At 42.5% G+C, this 20,462-nt stretch carries 24 protein-coding genes; 23 read left to right on the forward strand and 1 reads right to left on the reverse strand.

The features are described 5' to 3' along the window. Positions 1–15: 15 nt before the first annotated feature. The 7 genes from NSS60_RS06325 (at position 16) to ypjB (ending at position 4,657) form a co-directional block, all read left to right on the forward strand. Positions 16–540, forward strand: a complete 525-nt coding sequence (locus tag NSS60_RS06325; protein ID WP_004889884.1) for a ReoY family proteolytic degradation factor — start codon at positions 16–18, stop codon at positions 538–540. 105 nt (positions 541–645) lie between these two features. Then, complete coding sequence (locus tag NSS60_RS06330) at positions 646–1,080, forward strand: YpiF family protein (protein WP_004889887.1); 435 nt, start codon at positions 646–648, stop codon at positions 1,078–1,080. 129 nt (positions 1,081–1,209) lie between these two features. Beyond that, complete coding sequence (locus NSS60_RS06335) at positions 1,210–1,719, forward strand: ubiquinol-cytochrome c reductase iron-sulfur subunit (protein ID WP_004889888.1); 510 nt, start codon at positions 1,210–1,212, stop codon at positions 1,717–1,719. A gap of 3 nt (positions 1,720–1,722) precedes the next feature. Beyond that, positions 1,723–2,397 carry a menaquinol-cytochrome c reductase cytochrome b subunit gene (gene qcrB, locus NSS60_RS06340; protein ID WP_003394570.1) on the forward strand — a complete coding sequence of 225 codons (675 nt, stop codon included), beginning with the start codon at positions 1,723–1,725 and terminating at the stop codon, positions 2,395–2,397. A 25-nt stretch (positions 2,398–2,422) separates the two neighbouring features. After that, entirely contained in the window at positions 2,423–3,190 is a 768-nt protein-coding gene (locus NSS60_RS06345; RefSeq protein WP_004889891.1) for a menaquinol-cytochrome c reductase cytochrome b/c subunit, read from the forward strand. 57 nt (positions 3,191–3,247) lie between these two features. Then, positions 3,248–3,817 (forward strand): DUF1405 domain-containing protein, encoded by a 570-nt coding sequence (locus NSS60_RS06350; protein WP_004889892.1) that lies wholly within the window; start codon positions 3,248–3,250, stop codon positions 3,815–3,817. A 66-nt stretch (positions 3,818–3,883) separates the two neighbouring features. Continuing rightward, entirely contained in the window at positions 3,884–4,657 is a 774-nt protein-coding gene (ypjB, locus tag NSS60_RS06355; protein ID WP_004889894.1) for a sporulation protein YpjB, read from the forward strand. A 22-nt stretch (positions 4,658–4,679) separates the two neighbouring features. On the opposite strand, the gene NSS60_RS06360 is transcribed toward ypjB, so the two are convergent. Beyond that, positions 4,680–5,540, reverse strand: a complete 861-nt coding sequence (locus NSS60_RS06360) for a YitT family protein (protein WP_035018584.1) — start codon at positions 5,538–5,540, stop codon at positions 4,680–4,682. A 118-nt stretch (positions 5,541–5,658) separates the two neighbouring features. On the opposite strand from NSS60_RS06360, the gene NSS60_RS06365 reads away from it, so the two are divergent. From NSS60_RS06365 to asnS, 16 genes are all read left to right on the forward strand, one after another. Next, a complete protein-coding gene (locus NSS60_RS06365) occupies positions 5,659–5,991 on the forward strand; it encodes a nucleotide pyrophosphohydrolase (RefSeq protein ID WP_026011653.1) in 333 nt (110 codons plus the stop codon). Beyond that, positions 5,988–6,782, forward strand: a complete 795-nt coding sequence (gene dapB / locus NSS60_RS06370) for a 4-hydroxy-tetrahydrodipicolinate reductase (RefSeq protein WP_004889901.1) — start codon at positions 5,988–5,990, stop codon at positions 6,780–6,782. The genes NSS60_RS06365 and dapB overlap by 4 nt, the downstream gene beginning before the upstream one ends. Before the next feature lie 13 nt (positions 6,783–6,795). Next, positions 6,796–7,203: a methylglyoxal synthase gene (mgsA, locus tag NSS60_RS06375; RefSeq protein WP_004889902.1), complete on the forward strand. Its 408-nt coding sequence runs from the start codon at positions 6,796–6,798 to the stop codon at positions 7,201–7,203. Beyond that, entirely contained in the window at positions 7,203–7,895 is a 693-nt protein-coding gene (gene bshB1 / locus NSS60_RS06380; RefSeq protein WP_004889906.1) for a bacillithiol biosynthesis deacetylase BshB1, read from the forward strand. Before mgsA ends, bshB1 begins: the two co-directional genes overlap by 1 nt. After that, positions 7,892–9,025 (forward strand): N-acetyl-alpha-D-glucosaminyl L-malate synthase BshA, encoded by a 1,134-nt coding sequence (bshA, locus tag NSS60_RS06385; RefSeq protein ID WP_004889912.1) that lies wholly within the window; start codon positions 7,892–7,894, stop codon positions 9,023–9,025. The genes bshB1 and bshA overlap by 4 nt, the downstream gene beginning before the upstream one ends. Then, positions 9,022–10,215, forward strand: coding sequence for a CCA tRNA nucleotidyltransferase (locus NSS60_RS06390; protein ID WP_004889913.1), 1,194 nt, complete (start codon positions 9,022–9,024; stop codon positions 10,213–10,215). Before bshA ends, NSS60_RS06390 begins: the two co-directional genes overlap by 4 nt. Continuing rightward, positions 10,185–11,165: a bifunctional biotin--[acetyl-CoA-carboxylase] synthetase/biotin operon repressor gene (locus tag NSS60_RS06395; protein WP_035018588.1), complete on the forward strand. Its 981-nt coding sequence runs from the start codon at positions 10,185–10,187 to the stop codon at positions 11,163–11,165. Before NSS60_RS06390 ends, NSS60_RS06395 begins: the two co-directional genes overlap by 31 nt. 229 nt (positions 11,166–11,394) lie before the next feature. Next, positions 11,395–12,225, forward strand: coding sequence for a 3-methyl-2-oxobutanoate hydroxymethyltransferase (gene panB, locus NSS60_RS06400; protein ID WP_004889915.1), 831 nt, complete (start codon positions 11,395–11,397; stop codon positions 12,223–12,225). Positions 12,226–12,227: 2 nt separating this feature from the next. After that, positions 12,228–13,076, forward strand: a complete 849-nt coding sequence (panC, locus tag NSS60_RS06405) for a pantoate--beta-alanine ligase (RefSeq protein WP_004889918.1) — start codon at positions 12,228–12,230, stop codon at positions 13,074–13,076. Positions 13,077–13,088: 12 nt separating this feature from the next. After that, positions 13,089–13,472, forward strand: a complete 384-nt coding sequence (gene panD, locus NSS60_RS06410) for an aspartate 1-decarboxylase (protein ID WP_340720734.1) — start codon at positions 13,089–13,091, stop codon at positions 13,470–13,472. A 54-nt stretch (positions 13,473–13,526) separates the two neighbouring features. Beyond that, on the forward strand, positions 13,527–16,169 hold the full coding sequence (gene dinG / locus NSS60_RS06415) for an ATP-dependent DNA helicase DinG (protein WP_340720735.1): 2,643 nt from the start codon (positions 13,527–13,529) through the stop codon (positions 16,167–16,169). Between the two features lie 34 nt (positions 16,170–16,203). Next, a complete protein-coding gene (locus NSS60_RS06420; protein WP_340720736.1) occupies positions 16,204–16,962 on the forward strand; it encodes a ComEC/Rec2 family competence protein in 759 nt (252 codons plus the stop codon). A 183-nt stretch (positions 16,963–17,145) separates the two neighbouring features. After that, positions 17,146–17,316, forward strand: a complete 171-nt coding sequence (locus NSS60_RS06425; protein WP_006319505.1) for a YpmA family protein — start codon at positions 17,146–17,148, stop codon at positions 17,314–17,316. A gap of 12 nt (positions 17,317–17,328) precedes the next feature. Then, a complete protein-coding gene (locus NSS60_RS06430) occupies positions 17,329–17,811 on the forward strand; it encodes a cell wall elongation regulator TseB-like domain-containing protein (RefSeq protein ID WP_339173852.1) in 483 nt (160 codons plus the stop codon). Then, the gene (locus NSS60_RS06435; protein ID WP_340720737.1) at positions 17,808–18,995 is read left to right on the forward strand and encodes a pyridoxal phosphate-dependent aminotransferase; all 1,188 of its coding nucleotides are present in this window, start codon (positions 17,808–17,810) and stop codon (positions 18,993–18,995) included. The genes NSS60_RS06430 and NSS60_RS06435 overlap by 4 nt, the downstream gene beginning before the upstream one ends. A gap of 116 nt (positions 18,996–19,111) precedes the next feature. Next, positions 19,112–20,404, forward strand: coding sequence for an asparagine--tRNA ligase (gene asnS, locus NSS60_RS06440; RefSeq protein WP_340720738.1), 1,293 nt, complete (start codon positions 19,112–19,114; stop codon positions 20,402–20,404). Positions 20,405–20,462 lie beyond the last annotated feature (58 nt).

Below are 20,462 nucleotides of genomic sequence, written 5' to 3' on the forward strand. Positions count from 1 at the left end.
CAAGGGGGGAAGGGAATGGTTTCCGTTCGGGAGAAGAAAGAGTTTGTTCGTTGGTTTTTAAACAATTATCAATTAAAACGTCGTGAATGTGTGTGGATTTTAAACTACTTACTTAGTCATGATACGCTTATGGAAAAAGTGCACTTTGTTGAACATGCAGAATATTGTCCGCGCGGCATGATGATGTCAACACATTGTGTCGACGATGTGCCATTTCGATTTTATAAGCAAAACGTCGTTACGACAGATGCAGAAAAATCGTTTCACGACATTCGTTTAAATCGTGATGAAGATATTTACATTCAGCTGAATTTTCGCGGTGCTTTCCATTCGCCACAATATGTGGCGGTACTCGAAGAAAATCCATATATGCCAAAAAGAACGAACAAGCAAGATGAACAACTCGTTGAAACAATCGTTCATCAATCGATTCAACATTTTCAACGCCAAAAAATTATGCGGTTAATTGATGAGGCGCTAGATCAGCAAGATGAACAAAAATTTCGCGAGCTGACCGAACAATTAAAAGCGTTGCGTTAACCCCGTGGTTTCGCAACGCTTTTTACGATGTATATATTTGTCACAAAATGTTCAAAAAAATACATATAAGTTTCGTGTAAGATGGAAACATAAGGAGTGATTTGAATGAAATGGACAGCAAAAGATGTAGATATGTATGAACAAACAAAGGAGTACGTGGACACTGCACTTATTCCGTGCATACCGATAGGGAGCACAAATATGAAAGCGTTTGCTGAAATGAGCGAGCATGTATCGCTTATTGCAAATGAAGTGGAACGGCAATTTAAAGGGAGGGTGATGCTATTTCCGCCGTTAACATACTTCGTACAAGAGCAAATACAAGCGCGTGTGCAAGAATGGACAAACATGTTGAAACAAGCAGGATTTCAACACGTATGTTTCATCACTTCCCATGCGGATATCGCAGATGAAACGTTTGTTTATGTGCCAGCGCTTCCACTTGAACATGCAGATGACACATATAAGCAAAAAGTCGTGCGCCAACAAGTCGAGCAAGTGATGGATGCGTTAGTGGCAAAATGGACGTTAAAAAATTAGATAGCGTTTACACTATCATTATATTGACCTTGATGGAAACATGATATATCATTAGGTTGTCCTAGTTTTATATATGTGTTATAACAATTCGTCCGGATGGACTTAACTTCGTATAGAGGGGGGAAAACGATGAGCGAGAAAAAGCATCGCGTGTCAAGACGGCAATTTTTAAACTACACGTTAACAGGTGTAGGCGGATTTATGGCAGCGGGCATTTTATCACCGATGGTGCGCTTCGCCTTAGATCCGATTTTAAAAGAAGAAGCTGGGCAAGATATGGTTGCTGTAGCCCAAGTGAAGGACATTACGACAGAGCCACAGCGCTTTGACTTTAAAGTAAAAGTAAAAGATGCGTGGTACGAGTCGGAAGAGCCAAGATCAGCTTGGGTGTTTAAAGATGAAAATGGGGATATTGTTGCGCTATCACCAATCTGTAAACATCTTGGCTGTACGGTGAACTGGAACGGCGACAAAAACAATCCAAACCGTTTCTTCTGTCCTTGTCACTATGGGTTATACGAAAAGGACGGAACGAACGTACCAAATACGCCGCCACCGGCTCCATTAGACCGTTATGAGTATGAAGTAAAAGATGGCACGTTGTATTTAGGTAAAGCGAAACCACGAGGGGAGGCGTAATACATGCTTAACAAGATTTACGATTGGGTTGACGAGCGGCTAGATATTACGCCTTTGTGGCGCGATATCGCAGATCATGAAGTGCCTGAGCACGTAAACCCTGCGCATCACTTTTCAGCATTTGTTTACTGCTTTGGTGGATTGACGTTTTTCGTTACAGTCATCCAAATTTTATCTGGTATGTTTTTAACGATGTATTACGTACCAGACATTAAAAACGCTTGGGAATCTGTTTATTACTTACAAAACGAAGTAGCGTTTGGACAAATTGTACGCGGCATGCATCACTGGGGGGCAAGCCTTGTTATTGTGATGATGTTTTTACATACGTTGCGCGTATTTTTCCAAGGCGCTTATAAAAAGCCACGTGAATTAAACTGGATCGTTGGTGTGCTTATTTTTATGGTAATGATGGGTCTTGGTTTTACAGGCTATTTATTGCCTTGGGATATGAAAGCGCTCTTTGCGACAAAAGTAGGATTGCAAATTGCTGAAGCGACGCCAGTCATCGGTCCGGCGATTAAAACGTTATTGGCAGGTCATCATGAAATCGTTGGTGCTCAAACGTTAACACGCTTCTTTGCTATTCACGTATTTTTCTTGCCAGCAGCATTATTGGGATTAATGGCTGCCCATTTCTTAATGATTCGAAAACAAGGTATTTCTGGTCCGCTGTAAAATTTAGTATAAGGGAGGGAATGCTATGCATCGCGGAAAAGGGATGAAATTTGTCGGCGACTCGCGCGTGCCTGCTACGCGCAAGCCGAACATTCCGAAAGACTATTCCGAATATCCGGGGAAAACAGAGGCGTTTTGGCCAAACTTCTTATTAAAAGAATGGATGGTCGGTGCTGTCTTTTTGATCGGTTTTTTATGTTTAACTGTTGCGCATCCGTCGCCGCTTGAGCGGATTGCGGATCCGACAGATACAAGCTATATTCCGCTTCCAGACTGGTACTTTTTATTCTTATACCAGCTATTGAAGTACTCATACGCATCTGGTCCGTATACGGTTGTTGGGGCAATTATTATTCCTGGACTTGCATTCGGAGCGTTATTGCTTGCACCGTTTTTAGATCGTGGTCCGGAGCGTCGCCCATCGAAGCGTCCGGTTGCTGTCGGTATGATGTTGCTTACGCTTGCTGCAATTATTTTCTTAACATGGGAATCTGTCGTCACGCACGACTGGGAAGCAGCGGCTGAGCAAGGAAAAATTCGCGCAGAAGTAGAGATCGACAAAAATGCAGAAGGATATAAAATTTTAGAAGCAAACACATGTTTAACATGTCACGGTGAAAACTTGCAAGGCGGTCCAGCTGCACCATCGCTTGTTGGTACAGGGTTATCTCCTGAAGAAATTGCCGACATTGCGAAAAATGGTAAAGGTGGCATGCCTGCTGGCATTTTTAAAGGAACAGATGAAGAGTTGAAAAAACTTGCAGAGTTCGTTGCAGGTTTAAAAGCAGAATAATTTGTAAAAGCTGACTGAACATCAGTCAGCTTTTTTGTACATATGGGAGGTCAATATATGTTACACATACGTGATTGGTTGATGCATCGCTCTTTTCTTATACTATTATTGATCGTCAATGTCATTGGGACAATTTATGGTTACATATGGTATGGGCCGCAATTATCCGAAACGCCAACGATTTTTCTTCCGTTTGTGCCTGACAGCCCAACAGCGAGTTTGTTCTTTGTTTTTGTTTTAATTGCATGGCTTCGTCATACACATTGGCCGCTAATGGAAGCGTTGGCGGTTGTCACGCTTGTGAAATACGGCATTTGGGCTGTTGTCATGAACATGCTTGTATTTATTGTGACAGGAGAACTCGGTTGGGCGGGATGGATGCTCGTTGTATCGCACGGAGCGATGGCCGTGCAAGCGTTGTTGTATGCTTCTTATTATCGGATGTCCTTCATTCATGTTGTTGTGGCAGCCATTTGGACGCTACATAACGATGTTATTGATTATGTGTTTGGGATGATGCCACAATATCGAATGTTGGCGCAATATACGCCACAAATCGGCTATTTTACATTTTGGTTAAGCATTGCTTCGATTGCGGTGGCGTACATTTTTTCACGTCGGCGATAAATCGAGGTCTATGTCTCTTTTTGCGATCATATATTCAATAGTAAGATCGTAAGGAGGGACAAGGAGATGCGCATTCGACTCATCGCGATGTTTATCATGATTTGTTTATTTCCGTATACAGTATATGCAAACGGACTTGAGTGGGACAAACTCGATCAAATTTCTGACGAAGCGCTTCAGTTAACAAAAAATGATCGCTTGCAAGAAGCGAAACAGCTATTGGAATATTTCGAAAAACAATTCGCGTTATTTCGTGAAGATATTCATTCGATGGATGTCATATATGTATTAACGGCTACGCACGAAGAAGCATTGAGAGCGGTCACAGCATCGAGTGTGCCAACGGAACAACGAATTAACCAATTGACGCAATTTCGGCTCGCTGTTGATGCCGTTCATTCGAAACATCAGCCGCTCTGGAAAGAAATGAAATACGCTGTCATGTCTGCATTTGACAAGATGAAACAAGCGATGGAGCAAGAAGACGAACAATCGTTTCAACAGGCGTTTCATCAATTTTTACAACGGTATGAACTTATTGAACCGAGCGTAAAAATTAACGCTGATCGTGAACAAGTGCAACGTGTATCTGCCCATATTTCGCTTTTAGAAGCCCCTGCTTTTCGCCAATTGCATGCAACAGAGCGGATGAAAGAGTTGCGACAAATGGAAGAAGATTTACAAGTGTTGTTTGCTGACGGAAAAAAAGAGACGACGCTTCCGTCGCTATGGTGGGTTATGACGTCCATTGGTGGCATGATTATTATGACGTTAACGTACGTTGGATGGCGAAAATATCGTGGGGAAAAAGAGGGGAAAATGGTGAGGGATAAACAATAAAAGCGTCCATCGTCGGACGCTTTTACTCATGTAACGGTTGTTTATTTTCATCTAACGTAAATCCTTCTCCATGCACATCGTGTACATCGCTAATCGCAACAAACGCATGTGGATCAACAGACGTGATGATTGATTTTAAACGTGACAATTCGTTTTTGGCAACGACGCAATATAAAACATCTCGTTCGCGTTTCGTATATGACCCTATTCCTTTTAAAATCGTAACGCCACGTTCCATTTCCGTCATAATTTTCTCGGAAATTAAATCGCTTTTTTCAGAAATAATGGTTGCCCCTTTTGCTGCATATGCCCCTTCTTGTAAAAAGTCGATGACGCGTGCCCCGACGAATACGGCGACGAGTGTATACATCCCTTCACGGTACGGTAAATACGTCAACAACGAAAGAACAATAACGCATGAGTCAAAAAGAAACATCGTTTTTCCCATACTAATGCCTTTATATTTATAGACAAGCCGCGCAATAATATCGACACCGCCCGTCGTTCCGCCGTAACGGAAAATAATACCGAGGCCGACCCCGATGAAAACGCCGGCAAACAAAGCAGCTAACGTAAGATCGTTATTGAGCGGAATGTGAAACCCGTACCGTTGAAAAATCCAAAGAAATATAGATAAACTAACCGTTCCGACAATCGTATAAACAAACGTCGTCCGCCCGAGCAACTTCCAGCCGATAAAAAAGAGCGGAATGTTCAGTACTAAGTTTGAAATGGAAGGATCGATACCGAACAAAAAGTATAAAAGAAGTGTAATCCCTGTAAAGCCGCCTTCTGCGAGTTTATTTTCCATATTAAAATGGACAAGTCCAAACGCAAAAATTGCCGATCCTAGTAAAATAAATGCGACATTTTTAAGTTTCATCGTCTTCACCTCTTGAGTATGACTGCGTTTTTTATTATAGAGGAACGTCATCATACCCGTCAAAAACATTTGTCAAACGCCCCGCTTTTAGCTAACATGAATGTAAGAGGTGAGAACAATGGAAAAAACGATGCGGCAACTGCAACAAGAAGTCGACGAATACATCGGGCAGTTTAAGGAAGGATATTTCAGTCCGCTTGCCATGCTGGCCCGTTTAACAGAAGAATTAGGTGAGCTTGCTCGTGAAGTAAATCATTATTATGGTGAAAAACCGAAAAAGAAAACGGAACAAGAAAAAACGATTCAAGAAGAATTAGGCGATTTATTATTTGTACTTATATGTATGGCGAATTCGTTACATATCGATTTACAAGAAGCGCATGATGCAGTCATGCATAAATTTCAAACACGAGATCGTGATCGTTGGACGAGAAAGGAAGAGGAACGATGATTCGAATTGTCATTGCAGGACCACGTGGGAGAATGGGACGAGAAGCTGTTTCTCTCGTTCATCAAACAAAACATTTTGAGCTTGTAGCGGTTGTAGACCGGATGAACGAAGGAAAAACGTTGGCGGAACTCGATGGTTTTCCAGCCATTGAAGCTCCAATTTTTACAGATTTGGAGCGTTGCTTGCAAACAGTCCAAGCGGACGTATTGATCGATTTAACAACGCCAGAAGTTGGAAAACATCATACAGAGATTGCGTTGCAATACGGTGTTCGACCGGTCGTTGGTACGACAGGATTTACAGAAGACGATTTGGCGCGTTTAACACAAATAGCGGAAGAGAGAAAAATTGGTGCGATTATTGCACCGAACTTTGCGATTGGTGCCATTTTAATGATGAAATTTGCGCAAATGGCGGCTAAATATTTTCCGCATGTAGAAATCATTGAGCTTCATCACGATCAAAAGCTTGATGCGCCGTCTGGTACAGCGTTAAAAACAGCTCAGCTCATTCAACAAGTGCGCCCTTCTTTTACCCAAGGGCATGAAGCTGAAAAAGAAACGATGGAAGGGGCACGTGGAGCATTATATGACGGCATGCGCATTCATAGCGTTCGACTGCCGGGGCTTGTCGCGCATCAAGAAGTCATTTTTGGTGGCGATGGGCAAACATTGACGATTCGGCACGATTCGTTTAACCGTGCATCATTTATGTCCGGTGTTCGCTTTTCTGTTGAAACGGTGATGAAGTTAGAAACGCTCGTATACGGATTAGAACATTTAATTGAATAAGGGGGCGATAAACTTGAAAATTGCATTAATTGCACACGATAAAAAGAAGGAAGATATGGTTCACTTTGTTACAGCTTATCAACATATTTTAGCTGAACACGAATTATATGCAACAGGGACGACAGGGTTGCGCATTCAAGAGGCGACCGGTCTTTCTGTGCACCGTTTTCAATCTGGACCACTTGGAGGCGATCAACAAATTGGTGCGATGATTGCAAATAACGATATGGATATGGTCATTTTTTTCCGCGATCCATTAACCGCTCAACCACACGAGCCAGATGTTAGTGCCCTTATTCGTCTTTGTGACGTATATGCCATTCCATTGGCAACAAACATGGGAACAGCAGAAGTGCTTATACACGGTTTAGAACGTGGCGATTTTGCATGGCGAAATATTGTGAAGCGAGGAAAAGAATGATGCATATATTAGCATTTGGGGCTCATCCAGATGATGTCGAAATTGGCATGGGCGGAACGATTGCGAAATACGCGCAACAAGGGTATGACATCGGCATATGCGATTTGACGTTAGCAGAATTATCATCAAACGGAACGGTACATACTCGACAACAAGAAGCGAAGCGGGCAGCTGACATTCTCGGTGTTCGCACACGCATACAGCTCAAACTTCCTGATCGTGGACTTATCGTACAAAAAGAGCATATTGATCCGATCGTGACAGTCATTCGGACATATCGACCGAAAATTGTATTTGCACCGTACTGGGAAGATCGCCATCCGGATCATGGGCAATGCGCGAGATTGGTGGAAGAAGCGGTATTTTCAGCCGCCATTCGCCGTTATGGAGAACTCCCTCCTCATCGCGTACATGCCGTTTATTTTTATATGATCAACGGTTTTCATCGCCCTCATTTTGTCGTCGATATTAGTGATACAATCGACAAAAAGTTGGCGAGTTTACGCGCGTATGAAAGCCAGTTTGAACGAACGAGCGACTCAGTTGACACACCGTTGACGAACGGATATATTGAAACCGTTGAAAGCCGCGAGCGATTGTTCGGAAAAGAAGTCGGTGTTTCGTTCGCAGAAGGATTTATATCAAAAAAACCAGTGATACTTGCACATGATTTGTTAGGGGAAGAAAGATGAAACTAAAAATAGGAATCGTTTGCTATCCGTCAGTTGGCGGATCTGGAGTGGTTGCGACAGAATTAGGAAAAATGCTTGCTGAACGCGGGCATGACATTCATTTTATTTCGTCAAGCATTCCATTTCGACTAAACAAAATATATCCAAATATTTACTATCATGAGGTAACGGTCAACCCGTATTCTGTATTTCAATATCCCCCATACGACTTAGCGTTGGCGAGTAAAATTGCAGAAGTTGCGAAGCGAGAAGAGCTCGACATCATTCATGCCCACTATGCTGTTCCGCACGCTCTTTGCGCCTTTTTAGCGAAACAAATGGTTGGTGACCATTTGAAAATTGTGACGACGTTGCATGGTACAGACATTACCGTCCTCGGATACGACCCGTCATTAAGCGATTTAATTAAATTTGGCATCGAGCAATCCGATGTCGTCACAGCAGTATCGAATGCGTTAGCGGTTCAAACATATGAATTGCTTGACGTGCAAAAGCCGATTCAAACGGTATACAACTTTGTTGATGAACGTGTATACAGCAGACGACGAAACGATGAACTCCGTCGTCAATACGGTATCGCACCGCACGAAAAAGTAGTTATTCACGTGTCGAACTTTCGGAAAGTGAAGCGGGTATGCGATGTCGTTCGTACGTTTGCGCTCGTCGTCAAACAAGTACCTGCAAAATTGCTTCTTGTCGGTGATGGGCCAGAAATGACGGTCGTTTGTCGCCTTGTAAAAGAATTAAATTTATGCGATCACGTTCGTTTTCTAGGAAAGCAAGAAAATTTAGCGGAATTGTATTCCATTAGTGACGTGAAATTATTATTATCAGAAAAAGAAAGTTTCGGTCTCGTTTTACTGGAAGCGATGGCGTGTCGAGTTCCATGCGTCGGAACAGCGATCGGTGGCATTCCTGAAGTAATTGAAGATGGCAAAAACGGCTTTTTATGTGCGCTCGGTGATATAAACGATGCGACGCGTCAAACGCTTCGTTTACTGACGGATGAAACACTTCGCGAGACAATGGGGAAAAACGCATATGAAACGGTATACGAAAAATTTTATTCTGAGCGAATTGTGGCACAATATGAACATATTTATTTTCAACTTAAAGGGGAAGAACGATGAACGAACAGTTTCGGCAGGCGCTCTCTGTCATTAAAACGTTAAAACGCCATGGACATGAAGCGTATTTTGTCGGTGGTGCGGTGCGCGACTATTTATTACAAAGACCGATTGGAGACATTGATATTGCGACATCGGCCCACCCGCAAGAAGTGATGGCCATTTTTCCTAGAACGGTTCCTGTTGGTATTGCGCATGGCACAGTAATGGTCATTGAACGTGGCGTTTCATATGAAGTGACGACATTTCGAAAGGAAGGGCGGTATGAAGATTACCGAAGACCGAAAGATGTCACGTTCGTTCGTTCTCTTAACGAAGATTTGCAACGGCGCGATTTTACGATGAATGCGATCGCGATGAATGAGTACGGTGAGATCATCGATCCGTTTGGAGGAGTGGAAGCATTAAAGCAGCGCATCATTGAAACAGTTGGAGATGCTGCTGAACGCTTTAACGAGGATGCGTTGCGGATGATGCGAGCGCTTCGATTTGTCAGTCAACTCGGTTTTTCTTTATCACTGAAGACGAAACAAGCGATCATACAATACGGCCATTTATTACAACATATCGCCGTTGAGCGCATTGCTGTTGAATTTGAGAAATTGTTGCTCGGTCCATTTGTATCGAAAGCGATCGCACTTTTAGTGGAGACGAATTTATTTGCTTACTTGCCTGAGCTTGCAACAAAAAAAGAGGAGCTGATCAAGCTAAGTAGTTATTCTTTAGTACCAGTCGATCGCATTGAAGCATGGGCACAATTTGCATTTGTCGTTCACTTTCATCGTGAACAATTAAAAAATTGGAAATTGTCGAATCATCTCATTCGTGACATTTTGATTTGTTTAAAGGCGCTTGAACATATTCGCTCACTTACGGACTGGACAATCGATGCATTATACGAGTATGGACCGTACATTCCGCACATTGAACGTATACGTGCAGCTGTTTATGACGACAAACCGTCTGTTCACTCGTTATTGAAACAATGGGAAATGCTGCCGATTCGCAATCGAAAAGAGTTGGCGATCAACGGTCATGATTTGCTCGTTTTATTTAAGAAAAAAGGCGGTCCTTGGTTATCGGAAATGATTGAAAACATCGAGCGTGCCGTATTGCATCGTCAAGTAGAAAATGAGAAAGAGAAGCTAAAGGAGTGGGCGATGTGCAATCAGAAACGAGAAAACAATTGTTAAAACTATTTACAGAAGCAGGCGAAACATTTTTGTCCGGGCAAAAAATTAGCGAGCAGCTCGGTTGCTCACGAACAGCTATTTGGAAACATATCGAAGACTTAAGAAAAGAAGGATTTGAAGTTGAAGCGGTTCGCAAGCTCGGCTATCGCTTAAAAAAAATGCCAGATAAACTAAACGCTAATGAACTACAACTCGGATTAAAAACGAAACGTTTTGGCTGGAGTGTATACGATCAAGAAAGCGTGCCGTCAACACAACAATTGGCTCATCAACTTGCCCATGAAGGCGCCGAAGAAGGGACGGTTGTCATTGCGGAAGAACAAACGGCAGGAAGAGGCCGTTTAAATCGGTCATGGCATTCACCGAAAGGAACAGGAATTTGGATGAGCATCATTTTACGTCCGTCCATTCCGCTACAGCAAGCTCCTCAATTAACTCTTTTAGTGGCTGTTGCGGTCGCTCAAACGATCCAAGAGATAACAAATATCGTACCGGACATTAAATGGCCAAACGATATATTAATCAATGGTAAAAAAGTCGCTGGCATTTTAACGGAATTACAAGCCGATCCCGATCAAGTGCGAGCAGTCATCGTCGGCATCGGCATGAACGTCAATCAAAAACAGTTTCCAAACGATATTGCTCCAATTGCGACATCACTCGCGATTGAAACGGGACGAACGTTCCATCGGCCGAAAATTGTTCAAACGTTATTGCAAAAATTAGAACAGTTATACGAACAATATTTACAACATGGTTTTTTACCGATTAAACTGTTGTGGGAAGGCTATTCGGTAACGATCGGTCAACAAATTGTAGCGCGTACATTAAATGGAGCCATTCGTGGTGTAGCACTTGGCATTACAGATTCGGGCACGTTAAAAGTGCAAACAGAAGACGGAGCCGTTCATTACATTTATTCTGCAGATATTGAAATAAAAAAACAGTAGGAAAATTCCGAAATATTTGTTAAAATGAAAGCGGTTGATATTGGGCAGTATCTTTGTAAGAACTGCACCACGCGCGCACGCATACAACGTATTTATGATCATTTCTGCCTTGATCCGATGAAACGGACGGGGACAGAGGGATGGAGTAGAACAAAAGTCCTTCTTTCTCATTTTGGCAGAAAGAAGGCTTTTTTTATCCATTTCCTCTGCATATGAGAGGAGGATATTAATGAAAACAAAATTAGATTTTCTCAACATGAAAAAAAATCATGAGCCAATCGTTATGCTGACAGCTTACGATTACCCGTCAGCAAAACTAGCTGAGGCGGCCGGTGTTGACATGATTTTAGTTGGCGATTCACTCGGCATGGTCGTATTAGGATACGACTCAACGATTCCTGTGACGGTTGCAGATATGATTCATCATACGAAAGCCGTTCGCCGTGGCGCGCCACATACGTTTATCGTGACAGATATGCCTTTTATGTCTTACAGTACGGTGAACGATGCGTTACAACATGCAAAAGCGATCATGCAACAATCAGGGGCTAATGCTGTCAAAGTGGAAGGAGCAGGTCCTGTATTGCAAGTCATTTCCTCTTTAACACAATCAGGTGTACCTGTTGTTGCTCACCTCGGCCTAACGCCACAATCGGTCGGGGTGTTAGGTGGATATAAAGTACAAGGAAAAGATGCTGAAAGTGCTCGACGTCTTCTAGAGGAAGCAAAAGCGTGCGAGCAAGCGGGGGCGATCGCGCTCGTTTTAGAATGTGTGCCGAAGCAACTTGGCGAAGCGATTACGAAACAACTAGCCATCCCGACAATTGGTATTGGAGCGGGAGTTGGTACGGATGGACAAGTGCTTGTTTATCACGATGTACTCGGATATGGTGTAGAACGTGTACCGAAATTTGTTAAACAATATGCGAACGTTCAGCAAACGATGCAGCAAGCGCTAGCCGAGTATGTGGCTGACGTCAAAACACGTCAATTCCCGAGCGATGGGCAATCATTTATGATGAACGAACAACAATGGCTAGCGTTATACGGAGGGAAGTAATTGTGATTACAATCGAAAAAATCGAACAGATGCAAGACTGTATAATGGCTGAGCGTCAAAAAGGAAAAACGATCGGTTTTGTGCCAACGATGGGATACTTGCATGAAGGTCATGTGGCGTTGTTGGAACGGGCACGCAAGGAAAATGACATCGTCGTTTTAAGCATTTTTGTTAACCCGCTTCAATTTGGACCAAACGAAGATTTCGATCGTTATCCACGTGATTTTGAGCGTGATTATAAAATAGCTGAACGAGCAGGTGTGGACATTATATTTTACCCTTCTGTGACAGAAATGTATCCGCATGAACCGTCGGTCACAGTGAAAGTGCATGAACGAGTGGATGTGCTTTGTGGAAAGTCCCGCCCTGGTCATTTTGACGGTGTCGCAACGGTGGTGACGAAGCTGTTTCATATCGTCATGCCACATCGCGCATATTTCGGGCTGAAAGATGCGCAACAAGTGGCGGTCATCGACGGACTTATCCGCGATTTCCATTTTCCGATCGAACTCGTTGCTGTTCCGACAGTACGTGAAGACGATGGCCTTGCAAAAAGCTCACGCAACGTGTATTTAAGCGAGCAAGAACGGCAAGAAGCTCCGGCGTTATATGCTGCTTTACAAAAAGGAAAAACGCTCATTGAAGCAGGAGAACGTGACGTGGAGACCGTACGAAAAGCGATTGTGCACCATATTGAGCAATATACAACCGGCGTCATCGATTACGTAGAGATTTATTCGTATCCAGAGTTGCAGCCGCTCGACACGTTACGGGGAAAAATTATTGTTGCGCTCGCTGTGCGGTTTACAAATGCGCGTTTGATTGATAATATCGTTATGAACGTACAATAAGGGGGAAACACCATGTTTCGCACATTAATGAACGCTAAAATTCATCGTGCTCGCGTGACGGAAGCCAATTTAAACTATGTCGGTAGCATTACAATTGATGAAGATATTTTAGATGCAGTCGGCATGGTTCCAAATGAGAAAGTACAAATTGTAAATAATAACAATGGAGCACGATTTGAAACGTATATTATTCCTGGTGAAAGAGGAAGCGGTGTGTTTTGTTTAAACGGAGCAGCAGCCCGTCTCGTGCAAAAAGATGATATTATCATCGTCATTTCATATGTACTCGTACCAGAAGAAAAATTAGCATCACACCGTCCGAAAATTGCGATTATGGACGAGCATAACCGCATTAAAAAACTCATTGTCCAAGAGCCGGCGGCGACCGTTTTATAACGGGCGCCATGCCGCCTCTTTTTATTTGTCACATACATGCGAGGTGGAAAATAGATGAATGATCGCTTTGTCGTCGTCGATATTGAAACGACAGGAAATGCCCCGAAAAAAGAAGATCGCATCATCCAAATCGGTTTTGTCGTCATCGAGGGCGGCAAAGTTAGTGAACGTTTTTCAACATTTGTTCAGCCAGAGCGGGATATCCCGCTGTTTATTCAACAACTAACAGGTATTGATCATGCGATGGTGCATGATGCTCCGCCGTTCCAACATATCGCTGCGATGCTTGTTGAACAATGGGAAGGAGCTTATTTTGTCGCGCATAACGTTCAGTTCGACTGGGCATTTTTACAAGAGGAATTTATTCGTAGCGGAATACAACCACCGACATGTCGGCTTTTAGATACGGTAGAACTCGCTCGTTTTCTTATGCCGACACAATCAAGCTATAAACTGAATCACTTAGCCGAAGCGTTGTCGCTTGCGCATGATCGCCCGCACCAAGCAGATTACGACGCAGAAGCAACGGCGCAACTGCTTCTTTTTTTACTGCACAAGCTATCCCGTTTACCGCTTGTGACATTAAAACAATTACGCCGCCATAGTCAACCGTTAAAAAGCGATTTGACCGCTCTGTTAGATAAATTCATTTCCAAAAAAGAACGCTCGCTTCAAACGAATGAATCCATCGTTGAATATGAAGGCGTTGCTTTAAAGGCGTGGAATTCGCCAAAACGAGTTGATCGTCATGAACATCTTCCATCTTTTTTACAATGGTTTGCGACAAATCCATTTGTGGCGCCGTTTGAATATCGAGAAGGACAAAAACAAATGATGGACGACGTTAACTATGCGCTACAAACGTGCCAACATGCGTTAATTGAAGCGGGAACGGGCGTCGGAAAGACGATGGCGTACTTGCTCCCGGTCGTCTTTTATGCGGTGAAGCAACAGCAGCCAATCGTCGTTAGCACCTATACGCTCCAGCTACAAAAACAAATGATTGAAAAAGAGTTGCCGCGAGTTGCACAGCTCGTCCCTTTCCCATTTACGACCGCTGTTTTAAAAGGAAAGCGAAACTATATGAGCGTACGAAAATTTGCTCGCACGTTAAAACGTATCGATACAAATTACGATATTGCGTTAACGAAATGTCAATTGCTTGTTTGGTTAACAGAAACAGAGACAGGGGATGTTGATGAACTAAACTTAACGGCAGGTGGCGCGCTATTTTGGGAAGATGTACATAGCGATGATACGAATGAAGAATACGATTTTTTCGTTCGCGCGAAAGAAAAAGCGAAACATGCACATGTTATTATTACAAACCATTCATTTGTTATGCACGATTTAACAGCGGATGAAAAATTTTTGCCACCGTATGAACAACTCATTATTGATGAAGCGCATCATTTAGAAGATGTAGCTGCTCACTTTTTCGGAAGGCACGTTTCATACGAATACATTCGTTTATTGTGGACACGAATGAACGACATCGCTATGATACACAAAATGGGGGCGCTTCGCTCGCTTTTAGGGGATCTTGAATACGAACTCAATCAACTATTTCAATCTCTGCGTCATTATGTGTTGCGTCGTCAAAAAGGAGATGGACGTATGCGTTACCGTTTCGTCCCGTGGAAAGAATACGGAAAAGAGTGGAGCGGAACGATCGAGTTGCTTATGCGCATAATGAATGACGTGCAACAGTTATCACAAATGATAAACGATATTCCAAAAGAAGATGTGAAGCCTTTTACGACGTTTATTGATACTTTATGTACGTTGCAACATTTATTAACGAGCGATGATGATGATATTGTTCGTTGGCTCGAAGTAGATGCAAAAGCTGCAGTGAATGCAGTCACAGTTATTTCACAACCGCTCGATTTAGCTCATTTTTTTGCTGATCAATTATTTTCACGGAAGCGGAGCGTCATTTTAACTTCGGCTACGTTAACGACAAATGCTCGTTTTTCATTTATCATTTCGCGTCTTGGTCTTGACGATTTTTATCCATTCACACGCATCATTCCGTCTCCGTTTTCGTATGAAAAACAAGCTGCCCTTATGGTGCCAACAGACTTACCGACGTTTCCTTCGGTTACAGTTGAGCAATATGCGGAGCATGCAGCCCAACAAGTGATACGCATCGCCCGACATACAAGGGGACGAATGCTCGTATTATTCACATCGTATGAATTGTTAAAACAAACGTATGTGTATGCGAAACAATTTAACGATGATCAGTTTGTATTGCTTGCTCAAGGAGTGAGCGGAGGCAACGCAGCGAAATTAACACGCCATTTTCAACAGTTTGAGCAAGCGATTTTATTTGGCACAAGTAGTTTTTGGGAAGGAATCGACCTTCCAGGAAGCGAAGTGACATGCGTTGTCATTGTTCGATTGCCGTTTGCGCCGCCAGATGATCCGGTCATGGAAGCGAAAAGCGATTATATTCGCGCAAAAGGAGGCAATCCATTTTACGATTTATCGTTGCCGCAAGCAATTTTACGCTTTAAGCAAGGATTTGGACGATTAATTCGGACAAAAGAAGATCGTGGAATCATTTTCGTCTTCGACCAACGATTGTTAACAGCATCATATAGCAAATATTTTTTACAGTCGTTGCCACCTATTCGGGTATATCATGCGCCGCTTTTGGAGCTTTTACAACATGTAAACGAATGGCTATAAAATTCCCTTCATCGGTAAAAGATAAAAGATGTAGATGAAGGGAGTGGACGTTTTGCAATGGGTGTTATTATTTTTGATATGCAATAGTTTAATGCATCCTTCAACATCAGCGGGGCATATTCAAAAAATTGATATGATGCTCGAAGAAGAAGAAATGGCGATTATTTTTTTGCCGCTTAGTGATGGGGAAGCGACGTTATTCAAACACGCAAGCGGAAAAACGGTATTGTTAAATACAGGGGCTCCGCATACAGAACGCGAACTAAAAAGATGGTTTGAACATTTCCATATTACCGAAATCGACGAACTTTTGTTAACGAGCGATGATCGGGAATATATCGGCAATGTGAAATGGATTGAACAAACGTACGGTCCGAAAGTGGTGAGCGAATGGAAAGAACAAAAGGTGTATGAACCGTTTCCCCATTTTCGGATGCAGCCGCTCTATATTGACAATGGAGATGTAACAATGTCGATTCAGTACGGGCGTCTTCGCCTTTTATATATGGCGCATGCGAGCGACGATGTGGAACAAAAATTGATGACGATGCCGCTTAGTGATGTAAACATATTAAAAATTGCTCATTTCGGCGTCAATGATTACCCGCGTACATCGTTTTTAAAACATGTCGATCCACAAGTAGCAATCATTTTTAAGAAACATGGCAGCTGGACGAATGAACGGTTGCTTGAGCGGCTGTACGCTGCCTGGATTGATTGTTATGAGACAAATCGTTTTGGTGTCATTGTAGTGAAATGCAACTTAGAGGAATACGACGTCATGACATTTTAAAAAAGGGCCAGCGTTCGGCCCGCGGTGTGTACGATAGGATTTTTTTTAATTCAAATTGACTAATGTAGGAAATTGTTGCTACAATGAAGATGTTTATACACCGAAATTGGTGTGTAATTGTATTGTTTCCGTTCGCAATAAACGATATAAGTAACAAAATTTGTGCACATGGAGGATCGGGTCGTGGAAAGTAAAATCGAAGTATTAGCAACTGTAAAAGTTGAATACTCATCAGACTTATATAAAATTGTTGATTGTTTAAACCGGACGTTAAAAGAAAAAGACTTAATGTTTGGACTAGCGCTTGATGAAGAAAATAAAGAAAAGGCTGTATTTACGATTTATCGAACGTAAGAAGGGATGAAAATGAAGAAGGTTTTGATTGCCTTCGTATGCTTGTTGTTTACGGCGTTATTTCTATATATCGACGCATATAGTGATGCGGTATCATCTAAAAACGAAAGTGAACAACGTGCGATGAAACAGGTAGAGAAAAAAGGGATCATCCATATCGATGACGTATATACGTACCGAGGTAGTGAGGTATACGTGATCGTCATAGGAAAAAATGACGAAGGTGAACAAATGATTGCGTGGGTGACAGAAAAAGGGGAAATTATCGATGTTCGAAAGGCTTCGGAAGGTATTACGAAACAACAAGCGCAATCGTCCATTAAAACGTATCATCCGAAAGAAGTCGTATCAGTAAAATTAGGAATGGAAAAAGGGATCCCGCTATGGGAAATTACATATATTGACGAACGAGACCGTTATTCGTTTTATTACGTTCGTTTTGAAGACGGGGCCTTTTTGAAAAGATATCATTTTGCGAGGGGGAAGGATTCATGAAGTTAGCGAAGCGCGTCGCATCATTAACGCCATCATCAACGCTTGCTATTACAGCGAAAGCGAAAGAATTAAAAGCAGCAGGGCATGATGTCATCGGACTTGGTGCAGGTGAACCGGATTTTAATACACCTCAACATATTATGGAAGCAGCTGTAAAAGCGATGTACGATGGACATACAAAATACACGCCATCTGGCGGATTGGCGACATTAAAACAAGAGATTATAAAAAAATTTCAACGTGATCAACAACTTGACTATAAACTGTCAGAAATTATTGTATGTGTTGGAGCGAAACATGCGCTTTATACGCTATTTCAAGTCATTTTAGACGAAGGTGATGAAGTCATTATTCCAACGCCATATTGGGTGAGTTATCCTGAACAAGTGAAACTAGCGGGCGGAGTGCCTGTTTATGTCGAAGGGCTTGAAGAAAATGAGTTTAAAATTACACCGCAACAATTAGAACAGGCGATGACAGATCGCACAAAAGCGGTCATTATTAACTCACCAAGCAACCCAACAGGCGTCATTTATACGAAAGAAGAGATACAAGCGCTCGGTGAAGTATGCTTAGCTCACGATGTGCTTATTGTGTCGGATGAAATTTATGAAAAACTAATATACGGTGGACATGAACACATTTCGATTGCCCAGCTTTCACCTGATCTAAAAAAACAAACGATCATTATTAACGGGGTATCTAAATCGCATTCGATGACGGGATGGCGCATTGGTTACGCAGCAGGAGATGCCGAGATTATCGGCGCTATGACCGATTTGGCAAGCCATAGCACATCGAATCCAACATCGATTGCTCAATACGCTGCAATTGCTGCATATAGCGGGCCACAAGAGCCAGTTGAACAAATGCGTCAAGCGTTTGAACAACGTTTAAATATTATTTACGAGCGTTTAATTCAAATTCCAGGGTTTTCATGCGTGAAACCACAAGGTGCATTTTATTTGTTCCCAAACGCAAAAGAAGCGGCAACAATGACTGGATACGAACATGTCGATGCGTTTGTCGAAGCGTTGCTTGAAGAAGCGAAAGTCGCACTCGTTCCAGGTTCAGGATTTGGTGCGCCAAACAATGTGCGTTTATCCTATGCAACATCGCTTGATTCACTTCATGAGGCTCTCAATCGTATCGAAACATTTATAAATGAAAAAACGCGTGGCTAGTCGATATGGCTAGCCTTTTCTTTCATGGGTGAAAACGATCATCTTGCGTTTTTTTGTCGAAATGTATTAATATTGATGATGTACATAATAGTTGAACGTCTTTGGAGGGACTTTTTGTGAAAACGACAATTGCAGAAGTACATAAATATGTAGGACAAGAAGTAACAATTGGTGCTTGGCTTGCGAACAAACGGTCGAGCGGAAAAATCGCTTTTTTACAATTGCGTGATGGCACAGGCTTTATTCAAGGAGTCGTGGAAAAAGCGCAAGTGAGCGAAGGTGTATTTCAGGCGGCAAAAAGCATCACGCAAGAAAGTTCACTCTATGTCACAGGTGTAGTGCGTGAAGATGCACGTTCTCCATTTGGATACGAGCTTTCCGTCACAAATATTGAACTTATTCATATGGCTGTTGATTATCCAATTACACCAAAAGAGCATGGGATCGAATTTCTAATGGACCATCGCCATTTATGGCTTCGCTCGAAACGTCAACATGCCATTATGAAAATTCGTAACGAAGTCATTCGTGCGACGTATGAATTTTTTAATGAAAATGGCTTCGTGAAAGTTGATCCGCCGATTTTAACGGGAAGTGCACCGGAAGGAACGACGGAATTGTTCCGCACGAAATATTTTGATGAAGATGCATACCTTTCTCAAAGCGGACAGCTATATATGGAAGCAGCAGCGATGGCGCTTGGCAAAGTATTTTCATTCGGTCCAACGTTTCGTGCTGAAAAATCAAAAACGCGCCGCCATTTAATTGAGTTTTGGATGATTGAGCCGGAAATGGCGTTTTATCAATTTGAAGATAACTTACAAGTACAAGAACAATACGTATCCCATATTGTGCAATCGGTATTAAAAAATTGTCAGCTCGAGCTGAAAACGCTTGGTCGTGATACGTCTAAGCTAGAAAATGTCAAGCCGCCATTTGCGCGCATTACGTATGATGAAGCGATTCAGCTTCTTCATGAGAAAGGATTTGACGACATTCAATGGGGCGATGATTTTGGCGCTCCGCATGAAACTGCCATTGCGGAAAGCTTCGATAAGCCGGTATTTATTACGCATTATCCAACGACATTAAAGCCGTTTTATATGCAGCCAGATCCAAATCGCCCAGAAGTTGTTCTTTGTGCGGATTTAATCGCTCCAGAAGGATATGGTGAAATTATTGGCGGTTCAGAGCGTATTCACGACTATGATTTATTAAAACAACGGTTAGAAGAACATCAGTTATCGCTCGATGCGTATAAATGGTATTTAGAACTTCGTCAATACGGCTCTGTGCCACATTCAGGTTTCGGACTAGGACTTGAACGAACAATTGCTTGGATTTGTGGCGTTGAACATGTTCGTGAAACGATTCCGTTTCCGCGTTTACTCAATCGTTTATACCCATAATGATGAAATCCCCCGTGCTCACATGGGGGATTTGTTTTATGATATAATAGGGCGTGAG

It is taken from the genome of Anoxybacillus sp. FSL W8-0382 (assembly GCF_038003845.1).
Taxonomy (GTDB): domain Bacteria; phylum Bacillota; class Bacilli; order Bacillales; family Anoxybacillaceae; genus Anoxybacillus; species Anoxybacillus flavithermus_G.